The organism is Bradyrhizobium campsiandrae (assembly GCF_014529705.1).
In the GTDB taxonomy this organism is placed as follows: Bacteria; Pseudomonadota; Alphaproteobacteria; order Rhizobiales; family Xanthobacteraceae; genus Bradyrhizobium; species Bradyrhizobium campsiandrae.
Genome location: NZ_JAANIH010000001.1, coordinates 206,369 through 221,632, shown reverse-complemented (window position 1 = coordinate 221,632; position 15,264 = coordinate 206,369). Strand labels below are relative to the sequence as shown.

General features: G+C 63.9%; 23 protein-coding genes. 9 read left to right on the top strand and 14 right to left on the bottom strand.

Features of this window, described 5'->3' with window-relative positions; translation table 11 throughout:
• Nucleotides 1-14: 14 nt before the first annotated feature.
• From G8O24_RS01130 to G8O24_RS01110, 5 genes are all read right to left on the bottom strand, one after another.
• Nucleotides 15-311, bottom strand: a complete 297-nt coding sequence (locus G8O24_RS01130) for a hypothetical protein (protein WP_188095651.1) — start codon at nt 309-311, stop codon at nt 15-17.
• Between the two features lie 121 nt (nt 312-432).
• Nucleotides 433-987, bottom strand: a complete 555-nt coding sequence (locus tag G8O24_RS01125) for an inner membrane-spanning protein YciB (RefSeq protein ID WP_188095649.1) — start codon at nt 985-987, stop codon at nt 433-435.
• A gap of 13 nt (nt 988-1,000) precedes the next feature.
• Complete coding sequence (locus G8O24_RS01120; protein WP_188095647.1) at nt 1,001-1,576, bottom strand: hypothetical protein; 576 nt, start codon at nt 1,574-1,576, stop codon at nt 1,001-1,003.
• Nucleotides 1,577-1,651: 75 nt separating this feature from the next.
• A complete protein-coding gene (locus G8O24_RS01115) occupies nt 1,652-2,134 on the bottom strand; it encodes an MAPEG family protein (protein WP_188095645.1) in 483 nt (160 codons plus the stop codon).
• Between the two features lie 38 nt (nt 2,135-2,172).
• Nucleotides 2,173-3,570 carry a carotenoid oxygenase family protein gene (locus G8O24_RS01110; protein ID WP_188095643.1) on the bottom strand — a complete coding sequence of 466 codons (1,398 nt, stop codon included), beginning with the start codon at nt 3,568-3,570 and terminating at the stop codon, nt 2,173-2,175.
• Nucleotides 3,571-3,676: 106 nt separating this feature from the next.
• Between G8O24_RS01110 and G8O24_RS01105 the strand changes: the two genes are divergently transcribed.
• Nucleotides 3,677-4,414, top strand: coding sequence for a TetR/AcrR family transcriptional regulator (locus G8O24_RS01105; protein WP_188095641.1), 738 nt, complete (start codon nt 3,677-3,679; stop codon nt 4,412-4,414).
• A gap of 166 nt (nt 4,415-4,580) precedes the next feature.
• On the top strand, nt 4,581-5,147 hold the full coding sequence (locus G8O24_RS01100) for an SET domain-containing protein (RefSeq protein WP_188095639.1): 567 nt from the start codon (nt 4,581-4,583) through the stop codon (nt 5,145-5,147).
• A gap of 182 nt (nt 5,148-5,329) precedes the next feature.
• Here G8O24_RS01100 and G8O24_RS01095 read toward each other — a convergent pair whose 3' ends face one another.
• Both G8O24_RS01095 and G8O24_RS01090 read right to left on the bottom strand, forming a co-directional pair.
• On the bottom strand, nt 5,330-5,728 hold the full coding sequence (locus G8O24_RS01095) for a hypothetical protein (RefSeq protein ID WP_188095638.1): 399 nt from the start codon (nt 5,726-5,728) through the stop codon (nt 5,330-5,332).
• A gap of 40 nt (nt 5,729-5,768) precedes the next feature.
• Nucleotides 5,769-5,999 carry a hypothetical protein gene (locus G8O24_RS01090; RefSeq protein ID WP_188095636.1) on the bottom strand — a complete coding sequence of 77 codons (231 nt, stop codon included), beginning with the start codon at nt 5,997-5,999 and terminating at the stop codon, nt 5,769-5,771.
• Nucleotides 6,000-6,099: 100 nt separating this feature from the next.
• Between G8O24_RS01090 and G8O24_RS01085 the strand changes: the two genes are divergently transcribed.
• Both G8O24_RS01085 and G8O24_RS01080 read left to right on the top strand, forming a co-directional pair.
• Nucleotides 6,100-6,921: a helix-turn-helix domain-containing protein gene (locus G8O24_RS01085; RefSeq protein ID WP_188095634.1), complete on the top strand. Its 822-nt coding sequence runs from the start codon at nt 6,100-6,102 to the stop codon at nt 6,919-6,921.
• A 66-nt stretch (nt 6,922-6,987) separates the two neighbouring features.
• The gene (locus tag G8O24_RS01080) at nt 6,988-7,653 is read left to right on the top strand and encodes a DsbA family oxidoreductase (RefSeq protein WP_188095632.1); all 666 of its coding nucleotides are present in this window, start codon (nt 6,988-6,990) and stop codon (nt 7,651-7,653) included.
• 7 nt (nt 7,654-7,660) lie between these two features.
• Here the strand turns inward: G8O24_RS01080 and G8O24_RS01075 are convergent, their stop codons facing one another.
• The 3 genes from G8O24_RS01075 to G8O24_RS01065 all read right to left on the bottom strand — a co-directional run bounded on the left by G8O24_RS01075 (nt 7,661) and on the right by G8O24_RS01065 (nt 10,767).
• Complete coding sequence (locus G8O24_RS01075; RefSeq protein ID WP_188095630.1) at nt 7,661-8,824, bottom strand: GNAT family N-acetyltransferase; 1,164 nt, start codon at nt 8,822-8,824, stop codon at nt 7,661-7,663.
• 151 nt (nt 8,825-8,975) lie between these two features.
• Nucleotides 8,976-10,415, bottom strand: coding sequence for a cytochrome c oxidase accessory protein CcoG (ccoG, locus tag G8O24_RS01070; RefSeq protein ID WP_188095628.1), 1,440 nt, complete (start codon nt 10,413-10,415; stop codon nt 8,976-8,978).
• Between the two features lie 31 nt (nt 10,416-10,446).
• Nucleotides 10,447-10,767 carry an ArsR/SmtB family transcription factor gene (locus G8O24_RS01065; protein WP_188095626.1) on the bottom strand — a complete coding sequence of 107 codons (321 nt, stop codon included), beginning with the start codon at nt 10,765-10,767 and terminating at the stop codon, nt 10,447-10,449.
• 98 nt (nt 10,768-10,865) lie between these two features.
• On the opposite strand from G8O24_RS01065, the gene G8O24_RS01060 reads away from it, so the two are divergent.
• Genes G8O24_RS01060 through G8O24_RS01050 form a run of 3 tightly spaced genes read left to right on the top strand, consistent with a single transcriptional unit; the run spans nt 10,866 to nt 12,144 of the window.
• The gene (locus G8O24_RS01060; RefSeq protein WP_188095624.1) at nt 10,866-11,294 is read left to right on the top strand and encodes a YeeE/YedE family protein; all 429 of its coding nucleotides are present in this window, start codon (nt 10,866-10,868) and stop codon (nt 11,292-11,294) included.
• Between the two features lie 4 nt (nt 11,295-11,298).
• On the top strand, nt 11,299-11,766 hold the full coding sequence (locus G8O24_RS01055) for a YeeE/YedE family protein (RefSeq protein ID WP_188095622.1): 468 nt from the start codon (nt 11,299-11,301) through the stop codon (nt 11,764-11,766).
• A gap of 21 nt (nt 11,767-11,787) precedes the next feature.
• A complete protein-coding gene (locus G8O24_RS01050) occupies nt 11,788-12,144 on the top strand; it encodes a carboxymuconolactone decarboxylase family protein (RefSeq protein ID WP_188095621.1) in 357 nt (118 codons plus the stop codon).
• 70 nt (nt 12,145-12,214) lie between these two features.
• On the opposite strand, the gene G8O24_RS01045 is transcribed toward G8O24_RS01050, so the two are convergent.
• On the bottom strand, nt 12,215-12,544 hold the full coding sequence (locus tag G8O24_RS01045; RefSeq protein WP_188095618.1) for a hypothetical protein: 330 nt from the start codon (nt 12,542-12,544) through the stop codon (nt 12,215-12,217).
• A gap of 113 nt (nt 12,545-12,657) precedes the next feature.
• On the bottom strand, nt 12,658-13,062 hold the full coding sequence (locus G8O24_RS01040; RefSeq protein WP_188095616.1) for a hypothetical protein: 405 nt from the start codon (nt 13,060-13,062) through the stop codon (nt 12,658-12,660).
• A gap of 152 nt (nt 13,063-13,214) precedes the next feature.
• Here G8O24_RS01040 and G8O24_RS01035 point away from each other — a divergent pair, with 152 nt between their 5' ends.
• Complete coding sequence (locus tag G8O24_RS01035) at nt 13,215-13,448, top strand: hypothetical protein (protein ID WP_188095614.1); 234 nt, start codon at nt 13,215-13,217, stop codon at nt 13,446-13,448.
• Between the two features lie 337 nt (nt 13,449-13,785).
• Here the strand turns inward: G8O24_RS01035 and G8O24_RS01030 are convergent, their stop codons facing one another.
• The gene (locus G8O24_RS01030; protein WP_188095612.1) at nt 13,786-14,028 is read right to left on the bottom strand and encodes a PilZ domain-containing protein; all 243 of its coding nucleotides are present in this window, start codon (nt 14,026-14,028) and stop codon (nt 13,786-13,788) included.
• A gap of 186 nt (nt 14,029-14,214) precedes the next feature.
• Here G8O24_RS01030 and G8O24_RS01025 point away from each other — a divergent pair, with 186 nt between their 5' ends.
• Nucleotides 14,215-14,508 carry an HdeA family protein gene (locus G8O24_RS01025; protein WP_188095610.1) on the top strand — a complete coding sequence of 98 codons (294 nt, stop codon included), beginning with the start codon at nt 14,215-14,217 and terminating at the stop codon, nt 14,506-14,508.
• A 135-nt stretch (nt 14,509-14,643) separates the two neighbouring features.
• On the opposite strand, the gene G8O24_RS01020 is transcribed toward G8O24_RS01025, so the two are convergent.
• Nucleotides 14,644-15,108 (bottom strand): PaaI family thioesterase, encoded by a 465-nt coding sequence (locus G8O24_RS01020; protein WP_188095608.1) that lies wholly within the window; start codon nt 15,106-15,108, stop codon nt 14,644-14,646.
• Nucleotides 15,109-15,264 lie beyond the last annotated feature (156 nt).

The window sequence follows — 15,264 nt, the reverse complement described above, 5'->3', positions numbered from 1 at the left end:
GGCGAGGGAGATGATCAAGCCCGTACGCCGGTGAACGGGAAGCTGCCCATCGGGCCGATGCCCATCTCGCCGCTGATGGTGTTGCCGGACACGGTGCCGGTGAATTCGAGCGTCAACGGCATCGGGCTGGTGATCGAGACTTTCCAGGACAAATTGTCGCCGTTGACGGTGCCGTCGAAGATCTCGGCGGTATTGCCTTCCGCGCCTTGCGTCCCCGTGAGCGTGCCGCCGGCCGCCTTCAGGCTCAGCGTCGCCTGGCGTTCGCCCATCGGCGTCGTCATGGTCAGATTCCAGTTGCCGTCCACGGCCATTCGCGTCTCCCGAATAAATCCCGGCGGGCTGCGACGATCCGCAGCCGGTCCAAGCCAGAGCCTATAGCGCAACTTGAAGCCGCTGCCTAACGCCGCCTCGACGCTCCCCCCGCGCGGCCAATCAGGCGCGGGCGGCGGCGCGCCGGCGGCTGGTGACGACGAGCCTGAACACGACGTATTGCACGGCGAAGGCGAGGACCTTGGCGCCGCCCGCGACCACCGAGATGTAGAACGCCCACAGCTTCAGATCGCCGGTGGCGGCGACCGCGATCGTGCCGGCACCGAGGACGAACATCAGCGCGGCCCAGGCATAGCCCGCGGCGGTGACATATTCCGGCACCGTCTCGACGACCATCGGCGGCATGTAGCGCAGCATCCAGCCGCGCTTGAGCATGATCGCGCCGATCGCGAAATGGGCGACCGCGGGCTTGGCCAGCATGAAGCGGGGATCATTGGTCAGCAGCGTCACCGTGCCGAGCACGATCACGAGGGCCGTGCTCGCATAGGTCATGTAGCCGAGCTCGCGCCCCTTGATCCGGGCGTAGATCACTTGCGCGATCGCGCCCGCGATCGCCACCGACGTCGCCAGAATGACGTTGTCGGTCGCTAGATAGATCACTAGGAAGACGATGGCCGACAGGAAGTCGGAGGCGAGGCGGGCGAATACGTCCTTCATTGTCGGTCCTGTCTCACCGGGCTTCGGGCAGCGCGCCATCAGGCGCACCATACTTGATCTGACGATATTCGGGATACCATTTGGTGAAATAGATCGCGCTGTTGCGGGCGGCGAAGGCGACCGCCAGGCCCGACCACACTGGAAGGCCCGGGAAGTAGAGCAACACGATGTTGGCGGCCATCATCAGCAGAGCGGCGATCGTCCATGCGCCGGTGATGATGTAGTTGGCGGTGAGGAAGCCGGGCATTGCCGCGGTCTCGGCCGGAACGGATTCGATCGCGTATTGCAGCGTGAAGGGCCGGCGCGCGAGCATCGAGCCGAGCGAGATGACGAAGATGCCGATATCGACCGAGAGCTTGACGCCGAGCGGGCTGAGCGCAGGGGCGCGCAGCGCGAGGTAGAGGCCGAGCCCTGCGAACAGGATCGCCGAGCCGGCGGCCAGGATCTTCACCGAGCGGCCGCGTGCAACATCGATCGCAATCGTGACGAGGCAGATGGCCGAGCCCGCGAAAACGCTGACCGTGGCCGACGTCATGAACATCAGGAAAGTGTAGACGCCGTAGGGGGCAAGGATCAGGAAGATCGTCATGGTCGCCTCGGTCGCACCAATCTTTACGATGTCAAGATTGATAGTTCAGGTGCGGCGTCGGGTCAAGGAAAATCTTTACAGTGTCAAAATGACGTGAATTACCTGTAAAAACTCAATTGTAGCAATGGCTTGCTCCGATATCTCCTCGGCCATGGCAGCCCAGGGAAGGCGCGACAGGATGGTCAGCGCGCAGGAGACCAGAACGCCGATAGTCAGGACAATGCTGCCGCCCCGGCAGATCGTGAATTTGAGCGAACCCGGCGTCGTGGACATGCCGAGCGGATGTAATAGCCGCGACAGCACGAGCGCGGCCATCAGCAGGTGAATGCGCAAGGGTGATGCGCCGGACATTTCGAGCAGCGCAGTCATCAGCGCGATGATCGGAACGTATTCCATGAAATTGCCGTGGGCGCGGATCGCACTGCGCAGGCTTTCGTCGTCGCCGTCGCCGAACGGTGCCTTGCTGCTCCGCCGTAGCCGAATGACCTCGAGCGCGAGCGCCGCGTAGATCAGGGCGAGAACGGCGAGATAGTTCGCAGTGATCGCGGGGACGTACATGCGAAATCTCCTGATGACGCCCGGGAATTGAGGGAGAGCTACTGCGCTCCCACCCAATTGCCGTGAAAGCCGTCCGGCACGCGATGGCCGAGCTGCACCAGCGCGGCGGGGCCGGCCTCGATGTCGGTGGCGTTGAATACGGCAAGATCGCTGCGATTCTCCCGCGCGCGCCAGACCACCGCCAGCAGCCAGCCGTCGCCTTCCGCCGCATCCTTCGATCGCTCGACGAACACAGGTTCGGAGATCGTGTCGCCCGCGGGCAGCAGATATTGGCCGAGCCGCTTGCCGGTGCCGTCGACATGGACGATGCCGGACAAAGCGCCAAACATCGGCAGACGTGGATTGGCGCAGGCGTACCAGCCGTGATGGTTCTTCAAGCCTGCACGGCGATCGTCGATACGGGGGAATTCGCCGGTGAGATCGTCCAGATAAGTCTGCTGGAAGCGGTCGGCATTGCCGGAGAGGTCGAAGGTCCAGCGGCAGTGGCGCGCGCGCGATTTCTCCGGATCCGTCGGCCGACCATCGGGATGCGGAAACAGCGGCGCTTCCTCGAATTGCATGACGTCGGCGACGATGCGGCTTTCGTCCTCCCACGCATTCATGATGTGGAAGACATAGCAGGCGTCACCGCGGAACCAGACGATGTCCTTGGCCATACCGTTACGTTTCATCACGCCGACATAGGCGCCTTTGTCCGGCTCCCAGGCGTAGGGCGGCTTGCCGCTCATCGCGCGCTCCATGCTGCCTGTGAGCGGCAGGATCGGAAACAGCACGTGGTTCGCGGTGACGATGAAGTCGTGCACCATGCTGGCATAGGGCGTCTCGAAGCGCTCGAAACGCGTCACCTTGCCGGTCGCATCGATCGATCCGTAGGAGAGGGCAGGCGTCAGCGGCCCAGTGGCATTGTAGCCGAAGAACACCAGATCGCCCGTGACAGGGTCGACCTTCGGATGCGCGGTGAAAGGGCCGGCAATGCGGCTCTGATAGTTGCAATAGCCGCGCGTTGCAAGCGTGCCTGGCTCGATCTCGGTCGGCAGATGTCCTTCTTCAAGTGCGAGCAGCTTGCCGGCATGAAAGATGATGTTGGTGTTGGCGACGCCGCCGTCGGTCAGGTTCGCGGGCGCATCCGGCAGCCTGCGTCCGAAGCCGCCGAACAGGGCGCGGCCGGCATCGTGCTCGGCGAGCCATTTCGGGGTGCGGACCCAGCGATTGCGGTAGGCGGCGCGTCCCTCTTCGAGATGAAAGGCGTGCAGCATGCCGTCGCCGACAAACCAGTGGGCGCCGGGGGAATCGAACTGAGGATTGGGCCCGTTGCGATAGAGCGTGCCGTTCAACTCGCGCGGCAATTCGCCAAGGATCTTGAGGAAAGGCGCGTCCGCCTCGAACGGAATCGGTGCGATATTGTTGCGGCGCTCTGCGGTCGCATCCTGATGCACGGCATATCCCTCCCTATCTTTACAGCGTAAAGATCGAATAGAGACATGTGCGGCTTCCGTCAAGTGAAATCTTTACACTGTCAATATTGCGTCATATAGCTTGCAAATGGCCAAGAGCAACATAAGCACCCAGACCAGCGGCGAAACGGCGCGCCAGGCGCGCGCTTCGAAGAAGACATCACCTGCATCTCGTCCCGTGCGCCGTCCGGCGGCTGCGAAGACCGAGACGCCCTATCACCACGGCGCCTTGCGCGAGGCTCTGCTCGAGGCGGCCGAACGGGTGCTGGAGCGCGACGGGCTCGCCGGTCTGACGCTGCGCGCCGTGGCCCGCGAGGCGGGTGTCTCGCATGCGGCGCCGACCCATCATTTCGGTGATCTCACCGGGCTCGTCAGCGAGCTCGCGGCGATCGGCTTCCGCCAGTTCAACGCTGCGATGGCGTGTGCCCGCGACGCGGCCACATCGCCTCAGGAGCGGGCGCTGGCGCGGCCAAAAGCCTATGTCGCCTACGCCCAGGCCCATCCCGGCATGTACGGTCTGATGTTCCGCACCGAGCGGCTCGACTATTCCAGGCCGTCGCTGCACGAGGCCGCCGAATCCTCGTTTGCCGGACTTGCCAATGCCATCGGCGCGATGCGGCAGGAGTCGATCAGCGGTGACGCGCTGACCATCGAGCAGGGTGCCGCAATCGCGCGCGCCTGGTCGATGGTGCACGGCTTCACCATGCTGCTGCTCGACGGGCGGCTCGAAGACATTCTGCAGCGCCTCCCGGCAGGCACGACGGCGGAGCAATTGCTGGAAGCGATCCTGAAGTCGACGGTGGCGGGAAGACTGCCAGGCACCTGATCGGAGGAAACGCTCGATGCCGCGGAACTTGCGGCCTTGCGCATTCTTCACTGTGGGCAAGCATCAAAGGTGATAGGGACAGGCCTGACAGCGGCGCGGAATCGTTCTAGAAGAGCGGCTTCGTTCGGGCTCATCAGCCTGGTCCGCGTCCTCTGTACACTCGATCATGCCAGCCATCGCTCCCCGCAAAGCCTATCGCGTCGGCCGTTCCAAGACCGGACTTGGCCTCTTCGCCACCATGCCGATCAAGAAGGGTACCCGGATCATCCGTTATTTCGGACCGATCCTGGACTGCCGCATTCCTGAGCAGGACGAGATCGAGAACAAATATCTGTTCGAGCTCAACGGCCGCTGGACCATCGACGGCTCGGTGCGCAAGAACCTCGCCCGCTACATCAACCATTCCTGCCGGCCTAACGCCGAATCCGACGTTCGTCCGCGCGAGCGCAAGGTGTTCATCCGCGCCATCAAGAACATCGAGCCGGGCGAGGAGATCAATTACGATTACGGCACCGATTATTTCAAAGCCTATCTGAAGCCGATCGGCTGCAAGTGCCCCTCCTGCGAAAACAAGCGCAAGAAGCAGCGCGCCGAGGCCAGGGCCGAGCGCGCCAAGGTGAAGGCACGCGCGGAGCGCAAAGCACAGAAGGCGGGCGCGAAAACCGCCGCGGCAAAAAAGAAGAAGCTGAACGGCAAGCATTTTGCGGGCAAAGTGGGCCGCGCGAAGGCGTAGTTCCCGCCTGGCGGCCGCCGGATTTCATATCAGTTCTCTGACTGGTCCTCAGGCTGCGGTTGCTCCATTCGCCGCGGCTTGAATGCTTGCGCGCGCCGTCTCCGGCCGCAATCGGTCCGGCGTGGGTCCCGGCTCTGCGCCACAACGCGGGAGCGTTGCAGCGCGTCCGGGACACGGGAGCATCACGCAGCGACCACACGCCCGCTCTTCCGCAAGCCCACATATTGCAGCTCGGCGAATACGCCGGTCGCGATTGCCTGCGCGACGACCATGAGCTCGCCGGCGAGGTTCGGTGACACCGCGCCCGACAACAGCAGTGCGATGCTGCCGGCTGTCCAGGCGGCGTTGCCGACCACGACCAGCAGCACGAGCGGCTTCAGGATCGCGGCGCGCGAAGCGAGCCAGCCGACCAGCGCGGTGTAGGCGATCAGAAACAGGCCGGTTTCACGCAGCAGTGCCTCGGGCAGATTGAACAGGGCGGCGAATGCACCTGCACCAAACGTGAAGCCGAGCGCGGCGATGCCGCTGAAGACGGCATCGGCAAGCAGGGCACGGCGCAGGAAGGTGGATGCGTCGATCATAAGGAGTCTCCATGGTTGGGGTGGTAGGCTTGCGGGGAACTCAATGCCTGCAGCGCCACCAGGCGCGGAGCAGGCGGGCGAGGCGGAACGGGCAGAGGCTCTTGCCGACGCTGTGCTCGAAGGCGGTGACCTGCGCGACGACATAGTCGCCGGTCGAATGCACCAGCGGCTCCGGCATGTTGAGGCTGCGCGCCAGCATCCGGGTCGCGAGCGTCATCGCCCAGGGAAGAAGGTGGTCGGCAAGGGTGCGATAAAGCAGCAGCGCGATCATGGTCATTCTCCTGTGCCAGGAAGATGCGCTGGTCGGCGGCCCAATTCGATTACCTCGCGGGTAATGGAAGGGGTGAAATACGCATGATAGGTTTTGCACCATGAACGCACACGCATCCACGGCACGCGCCGAACCCAGCCAGCCGATCCATATCGGCGATCATCTGCGCGAATGGCGGCAGCGCCGCCGCATGAGCCAGCTCGACCTCGCCGGCGAGGCGGAGATTTCCGCGCGTCACCTCAGCTTCGTCGAGACAGGCCGCGCTGCGCCGTCGCGCGAGATGGTGTTGCGCCTCGCCGAGCGCCTCGATGTGCCCTTGCGCGAACGCAACGTGCTGCTGGTCGCCGCAGGCTTTGCGCCAGCCTTTCCGCAGCGCCCGCTGGAGGATCCCGCCTTGAAGTCAGCCCGTCAGGCGATCGACCTCGTCCTCAAGGCCCACGAGCCCAATCCGGCGCTGGCCTATGACCGGCACTGGAATCTGGTGACCGCCAACCGCATGGTGGCGCCGCTGCTCGAAGGGGTTCCGGAACGGTTGCTCGGCCAGCCCTTCAACGTCCTGCGGCTCGCCTTTCATCCGGAGGGGCTGGCGCCGCGCACCGTCAATCTCGCGGAATGGTGCGCGCACCTCCTTGAGCGGCTGCACCGGCAATGCGAGGCCACGGCCGACCCTGAATTGATCAGGCTCTACAACGACCTGAAGAGCTATCCCATTCCGGCGCGCGCGGCGCCGCTGTCGAGCGACAATGTCGCCATCCCCTTCAAGCTGCGCCATGACGGCGGGATACTAAGTTTCCTCTCCACCACCATGGTTTTCGGAACGCCGGTCGACATCACCCTCTCGGAGCTGGCGTTGGAGACGTTCTTTCCGGCAGACGAGCGCACTGCGGCGTGGCTGAGGCAAACGGCGGCGAATATGGGCTAGCGCCCTTGCCTCGGGCCGCGTTCGGCTTATCTTGCGGCAACACCGCATCGCCCGAAGGAGGCGCTCATGAGCACGCTGAAACCGCTCCAGATCGATGTCGTCTCCGACGTTGTGTGCCCGTGGTGCTATATCGGCAAGCATCGGATCGAGAGTGCGCTGGCGCTCGTGCCCGACGTTCCCGTCAAGCTCAACTTCCGCCCGTTCTTCCTCAATCCGTGGGTGCCGCGCGAGGGTATCAGCCGCGAGGATTATCTCACCACCAAGTTCGGCTCCGTCGAGGCCTATAAGGGTATTGCCGGCCGGGTGGTCGCGGCTGCCGGCGAAGAGGGGCTTCTCTACAAGCCCGAGCTGGTCGCGCGCCAGCCCAACACGACCGATTGCCATCGGCTGATCCTGTGGGCCGAGGCGATCGGCAAGGCGCCCGAGATGAAGCAGCGCCTGATGGAGCTGTACTTCCGCGACGGCGGCGATCTCACCGACGTCAACGTGCTGGTCCAAGCGGCGGCCGATGTCGGCCTTGATGCCGAGGACGTGCGCAGGCGTCTGGCCACCGACGAGGACGTCGCGCGCGTGTCGGCCGATGCGCAGGAGGCCGCCGAGAAGGGCATCTCGGGGGTGCCGACCTACGTGTTCGCGCAGAAATACGCCGTCTCCGGCGCGCAGGATCCAAACCTGCTCGCCCGCGCCATCCGCCAGGTCTCGGCGGAGATCAACGCGCAGGCGGCGGAGTAACGCCGGCCTATTTGCGGAGCAGGTGGATCGCGCGACGGGCCGTCTCGCGCGCCAGGCCGCGTGTGACCAGCGCCGCGTGAATCAGTGCAACGAGCGGATCGTTCCGTCGCAGCGGGATCAGCACATCGCCGATCGCAAAGCGCCCGCGCCAGATCGGGTTGATCATGGGATGATCCGCGCTCGCGGTGGAATCCGCGCTCGCAATGAGGGGATCGGCGCAGAGGTGACGCGTCAGATCGAGCGTGAGCTGCACCCCCGGCGAATGTTTTGCAAAGCGTTCGTCGATGCCGAGCTTGAAGAAGAAGGCGCGATCCTGATGGCGCAGTACGATGCCGGCGGCGACCGCCGTCGCGCCGGCGCGGAGCGTCACGATCTCGCACTGCGCGGTCTCGGCGAGCGCCGGGACAGCGCGGCGGACGAAGGTCGCATCGCCCGCATCCTGCATCAGCGCGGTGCCGCGCAGGCCCTTCCAGCCGCTGGCTTCGAGCTGCAGGAACGTTTCCAGCGCCGGCTTGATCTCATCCACCTTGCGCGCGACTTCGAAGCTGATGGCGCCATGCTCCGCGAGGCGATGGCGCTGCCGGCGCAGCTCCTTGAGCTTCTTGGTACCGAGTGCTTCGTGCAGCAGCCTGTCACCATCCTGTGTCGCATCGAGGCTGGCGCGGACATAGGAGCCGAGTATCCGGGGCTTGAGGTCGTCGCGGCCGAGTGCTTCCTTGAGCGTGGCCATCGCCGCGCCATCGAGCGCGACATCGCGCAGGATCAGAGCATGCGCACCGGCCTTGCGCGCCTGCTGCAACAGACGCGTCGCGGCCTCGGCGGACGCATCGCGGTCGATCAGCGGGCTGCACAGCGTGCCATAGGGATGCGCGCTCGCCAGAGCGGGCAGGGGAATCTTCCAGGCCTGCCAGAGCGAGACCACCGGCATCAACCCGATCAGCTGCGTCGAGGAACTGCCGTAGACGGACAGGGCCGAGGCGCCAATGCGGCCGCGCGCGGTCGCGCTGACGGCGAACTCCCAGGCGGGCAGGTAATAGCCATTCGGTTCGACCGCCCGCTGCGCCAGCGTGCGCCACTGGCCGGGCTCGATCGCCGTCAGCGGGACGAGCGCGGGCGTTGCATCCTTCGCCGATGCCGGATGGATCGCAGCCTGGTGCGCGATGTCGACCACGTCCCGTCGTCCCCATTCACGCAGGCATTCGCCGGCGTCATCGCGTCAGGCTTAGCGCAAAGATTGGAAAATACCGTTGGAATGCCGCGTCAATTCGAGCGGTATTGTTAACGTCCCATTGAGCATCCGGCGGCACGCCGCCGGATCTGGATCACTTGTCGCCCGGAATGAAGTGGTCGCGGGCGCTCGCCGTTCCGGCGCCGGCGGTGTCGGTGATGGCGATGGTGATGTCGCGCGACGCCGGCGGGACGTTGGCCGGGGAGACCTGAACCGAAAGGCGGACCTCGCGGGTCTGGTCCTGCCCCACCTCGACGACCGGCTTGCCGTCAGGGCCGGCCGCAACGCCGGCGACACGAATGGTCGCGCCCGGAAGGCCGGAGACATCGAGCGCGAACGATCGCTCCGCGCCCTTGTTGAGGATGCGCACGGTGTAGTCGTTGCGCACGCCGCCGTCGGAGAGCTGAACGAACAGCGGATTGCGTTCGTGCAGCACGTTGACGTCCATGGTCGCGCGCGTCGCCAGCGCATAGAGCATGATGCTGCCGACGATGGCGATGGCTGCGGCATAGATCATCGTGCGCGGGCGGACCAACCTGTAGACCGGCGCCTTGCCGTCGCGGCGGCGCTGCATGTTGATGTCGGTGTCATAGCCGATCAGGCCGGCGGGCCGCCCGATCTCGCGCATGACGTTGTCGCAGGCATCGATGCACAGGCCGCACTGGATGCAGCCGAGCTGAATTCCGTGACGGATGTCGACGCCGGTCGGACAGACATTGATGCACTGATGGCAGTCGACGCAGTCGCCGGCGAGGCCGCCATGGGCGCGGGCGGCTTCCGCCTTCTTCACTGACATGCGCGGTTCGCCGCGGTCGCGACGATAGGTGACGTTGAGCGCCCATTCGTCGGTCAGGGCCGCCTGGATGCGCGGCCACGGGCACATGTAGATGCAGGTCTGTTCGCGTGCATGTCCGGCGAAGAGATAAGTCGTACCGGTCAGAATCCCGATCCAGAGGTAGGCGATGAACGGCGCCTGGAAGGTGGCGAGATCCTTCACCAGCGTCGGAGCGTCGGCGAAATACAGCACCCAAGCTCCGCCGGTCCACCAGGCGATCATGATCCAGAGAAAGTGCTTCAGCGCGACTTTGCGGACGTGATCGAACGTCCAGTAGCGCTTGTCGCCCTGCATACGCTCGCGCCGGTCGCCCTCGACCCAGCGTTCGACCGCGTAGAACAGGTCGGTCCAGACAGTCTGCGGGCACAGATAGCCGCACCACAGCCGGCCGGCGACCGCGTTCATCAGGAACAACGTCATCGCCGCGATGATCAAAAGACCCGTGAAGTAATAGACCTCCTGCGGCCACAGCTCGATGAAGAAGAAATAGAAGCGGCGATGCGGCAGGTCGATCAGGACGGCCTGGTCGGGCAGTCCGGGCCCGCGATTCCAGCGCAAGAACGGCAGCAGATAATAAATTCCGAGGGTGACGCAGAGGATCGCCCATTTGATGCGGCGAAACGGGCCATGCACCGACTGCGGATAGACCTTCTTGCGCTTCTCGTAGAGAGGTCCCTCGATGAAAGTGTCGTCGGTCATGGCAAGCTCCCCGTGTTGCGCCTGCGAATCCCTAATCCGTTGCGCAGAAAAGGCGGTAAAGCGTATCCAGCACCGCGCGCACTTCCCGGCTCGCAAGGCTGTAGTATATCGTCTGCCCCTCGCGTCTGGTTTTGACCAAGCTCAAAGCGCGCATCTTTCCGAGATGCTGGGATAGTGCAGCCGAGGAGAGGCCGGCGATGTCGGCGAGTTCGCCGACAGACTTTTCGCCATCGAGCATGTTGCAGAGAACCATGAGCCGCTTCGGATTGGCCATGGCAGCGAGCAGACGGGTGGCCTCCTCGGCCTTTTCCTCCAGAGCGATCAATTCCTGATTTCGGGGCTTGCGTGTCATGGCTGGCCAACATATTAGTATATTCGAAAATAAGAAACAATGGAAATAAACGGGTGTCTGGTGCCGCGCCTTATGGGCGCTCGATCCGGAGGATCAAGATGACGGTCACGTTTTTCACGCCGCTCGCCTCGCTGCTTGGCGGAGCGCTCATCGGTCTCTCCGCCGTGCTCCTGATGTGGGCGACGGGGCGGATCGCAGGTGTCAGCGGTATCGCGGCACGGCTATTCCCACCTTACGAGGATGGCGAGTTTGCCGGCCGGTTTGCTTTCGTGGCGGGCCTTGTTGCTGCACCCGTGGCGGTGCGGCTTGCGACCGGAAGCCTGCCCGAGCAGACGATCGCTGCGGGATTGCCGGTGCTGATTGTTGCGGGCGTGCTCACTGGCTTTGGATCGGTGTGGGGCAGCGGCTGCACATCCGGTCATGGTGTCTGCGGTCTGTCGCGGCTCTCGGTGCGTTCGCTGGTTGCGACCGGGACCTTCATGGCTGCCGGCACGGTCACCGTCTTCGTGATGCGGCACTGGAGCTGACGCGATGGCCGTTCTCATTCAATTCGCAATCGGCCTGGTCTTCGGCCTCGGTCTCATCGTCTCCGGCATGTCGAATCCGGCAAAGGTGTTGAACTTCCTGGATGTCGGCGGCATTCCGGCGGGGACGTGGGACCCGAGCCTGGCCTTTGTGATGGCCGGGGCGGTTGCCGTGACCTTCCTCGGATTCAACCGCGTCCTGAAGCTCGCGCGGCCGTTCTTCGCCAGGCGCTTCTACATTCCGACGCGCACGGATATCGATCCTCGAATAATAGTGGGGCCCACCATCTTCGGCATCGGTTGGGGAATGGCAGGTTTCTGCCCGGGACCGGCGCTGACTGCGCTCGGTTTTGGCTCGGTGTCTGCGCTCATTTTCGTTGCTGCGATGTGCGTCGGCATGTTGCTCGCCCGCTTCATCGCTCATTTGCCCTCGGTGACGCGTTACGTCGCACCAGCCGATCCGGTCGAAACCTGAAGCCAACAGAGAGTAGGTTGTATGGACAAGAATTTTCCAGAGATCACCCGGAATATTTCCGCCAACCTGAAGAAGCTGCGCAGCGACATTCCCGACACGATGAAGGGATTTGCTGCGCTGGCCCAAGCAGCCACGCGCGACGGCGCGCTCGACAAGAAGACCAAGGAGCTGATTGCGCTCGCGCTCGGTGTTGCCGCGCATTGCGACGGCTGCATCGGTTTTCACATCGAAGCGCTGGTCAAGCTCGCTGCAACGCGCGAAGAGGTGGAGGAAGCACTTGGTATGGCCGTCTACATGGGCGGCGGCCCCTCGCTCATGTACGCTGCCGATGCGATCGCGGCGTACGAGCAATTCCGTCAGCAGGTGGTCGCGGCCTGATCCGATCTGCCGTCAAACGAACGGGACCGGACGAGTCTCTCGTCCGGTCCCGTCAATCATATCCCGCCGCTTACCAGCGGTCGTCGCCCACTCCGACGCCCACGCTGACACCGGGCGCGCGGATGCCGACGCCCGCGCGCGGGCCGTCATCCCAGTCGCGATAGGTGCGGCGCTCGTAGTAGCGCTCACGCGGCATGCGGGCGTAGGAGTCGCCCACGATCACGCGGGCACCGCCATGGGTGCGATAGCAATTGCCGGCGTCATCGCAGACCAGCCGGACCTCCTGCATGAGATCGGGGCTGCTGTATTCGCTGGTCGTGTACAGGTCCGCGGCTCTCGCGCCGCTCGCCGCGGCGAGAGCCCCGACACCGGCCAGCAGTGCAATCGTGAACGTCCTCATCCTGTCCTCCTCCGAAACTGCCCTCGGCGGTAACAAGAATGGGAGGCGACGATCGTTCCGGGTGAATTACAGGTTTTTCCCGGAACCGGAACGTCGCGTACTGAGATCCATCTTTAGATCGGCTCGTAAGCTTCCGAGCCGCAGATGTCGTCGGCTTCCGCGCGTCGCCGATCGACGATCTTGCCGCCTTTGATCGTCACAATGTAGGTCTGGACGCCCAGCGCCGAACCGGTGGCCGAGGTGAGCTGCGCGCGGACGCAGGCGGTCCAGCCGGGTCCGCGGACCTCGTGATGGGGCACGGCGACTTGCACCTCGCGCGGATAGGATGTGCTGAGAAAGACCACATCGATCTGTTCGCGGACGACGCGCTTGACGTCAGGCGGCGGTTCGGGCGGCTGCTGCTCGGCTTCCTTGAGACGCATGAACTCGGGCACCGGCGCCCGGCTGTCGGCAAAGCCGCACGCGCCGAGCGCGAGCGTGCCGGCGAGCATCGCCACACGAGCAACAATCCGCAACATTCGTGAAGGTCCCCTGCGGGCCAACAGATAGGGGCGAATTCGGCGGGACGAAGTCCTGCTCGATCAACATTTGCTGAAGGCGTGGGAGCCGTCGCATTGGCTATGACGGGATTGCAGGCTAGTCTGTGCGCCAGACGAAGGAGATTGCGCCAATGAGGGTTTTGGTCATAGCGGCCGCGGTGCTCGCGCTGACGGTTGGTTCGGCGCAGGCGCAAATGGGAGGTGGCCGGCGACAGCCCAACGAGCGCGGCGCCAAGGCTGACAACACGCCCAAGGTTGATGAGAAGGCCTACAAGGCTGCGCTCGAGCGCATTCCGGAGCCCAAGGAGAAGTACGACCCTTGGGGTGGAGCGCGTCCGAGCGAGCCGGCGAAGAAGTCGAAATAGAGCAAAGTGAATAGAGCGAGGCGGAGATGGCCGACCGAGATATCCGGTCGGCATTGTGCTGCTCGTGGTGCAGCCGAGCTTCACTTGGCAGGCCAGGGAGCGGTGATCTCCCCGGTTTGCGGTCTTGCTCCTTGCGCGGCATCAGGTCCGATCAAGTCGGCCAACGACATCGTTCGTCGGGGACAGCCTGACCTTCCCCGCCTCCTTCAACGGAGGCTCTCGCTGGATCGCACTCACGATCGTCGCGTCACGTCGAATGCCGGCGATGCGTTCGCCGTATCACGCAATCATAGTCGTGTTGTGGATGTGATGCGAACCGTCGTTCACATCGCATGTCTTATTGCACGAAAGCGATGCCGATGCGCCGCTCGCTGCGCCAGACGGCGCGGCAATTGCGCACGAAATTGTCACGCGCGATCGAGAGCGTGAATGATTGCGGCAGTGTGACGGGAGCATCGAGGTCGATTGCCGCGCCGCCTTCCGACATGTTTCGCACCGTGCACGAAATGCCCCTATTTTCATAGGTGATCGTACCACCCTTGAAGACCCGGTGACGTTGCGCTGCACGCTTCTCGGTCATCTGCGTTGATCCACAATGATGATTGTGAAGTAGTGCATAGAAATTACGTTGAACTAAACTCAATACTGTCGCTACTTGCACAGCGCTTCAGACTTCGTTTACGACGTTGATGCGGCTGGTCACGTTCCGCCGAGTTTATCCCGCAAGCCTTTTGCTTTATGGCGTTATGCGCCGATGGAGATTCCGATGAAGACCACACTCTCGCTTCTGTTCGTCGCGGCGCTGTCGCTGATGTCGATGCCCGCCCATGCCGTCAAGTGGGACCTCTCGACCATGACATGCAGGCAGTTCCTCGAGAGCGGGGAGGACAACATCGCGGTCGTGCTGACCTGGATGGACGGCTGGTACAAGGGCGACGAGGACAACGCGATCATCGACACCGAGGTGTTCATCGAGAATGCCAAGAAGTTCGGCTCCTATTGCGGAAAGAATCCGACCGTCAGCGTCGTCACCGCGGCTGACGAAATTCTCGGCAAGTAATTCTTGAGTAATTCTTGAGTAATTCTTGGAGGTGCCGAGCGAAGCGCGATCAAAGCGCGCTTCGCATCGACGCAATCGTGGCGGAGAGCCCAGGTGAGCTTTATGCCCACGCGGCTCTCCTCCCTCGGACGATGCTCAGCCCGGCAGCATCGCAAACGCGCCCGACACCATCGCCACCTGCTTGTTGTCGGAGGCGGAGAGCAGGGTGACGCGGCCGAAGCTCATGGTGCGTCCGAGCCGTACCACGCGCGCGTCCGCCAGCACGTCGGACGATGAGACTGCGCGCATGAAATGCGTGGTCTGGTCCACCGTCGTCATCGGACGGTAGCCGCGGTTGGCGGCGAGATTCGCGATCACCATCGCGGTGTCGGCCAGCGCCATCAGCGCCTGGCCGCAGACCACGCCGCCGTTGCGGCATAGCCGCTCCGAGAACGGCATGCGCAGCAGCGCGCCCGGCTGCCAGTCCGGTGCTTCGGGAGGCGGGATGTGCTCGATGCGCTCGACGGAGAGGTTGAGATCCTGGATCCAGGGTGCAAAGACCTCGCCGAGGATCCGTCGGGCCTCGGTGATGCCGAACTCATCGTCTGGCTGCGATGGCATTGCTGTCATTCCCTCCTGTGTTGCCGGATGTTTCGCTCATGCTGCCCGCCTGGCTGCGGCGAAGTCACCGGGGTCGTCGGCTTGAAAATGCCCGACTTCGCCCGATATGATGCCACGCTTGGAAGCGTGGTGGACGATGTTGCGTCGGTGTATCCT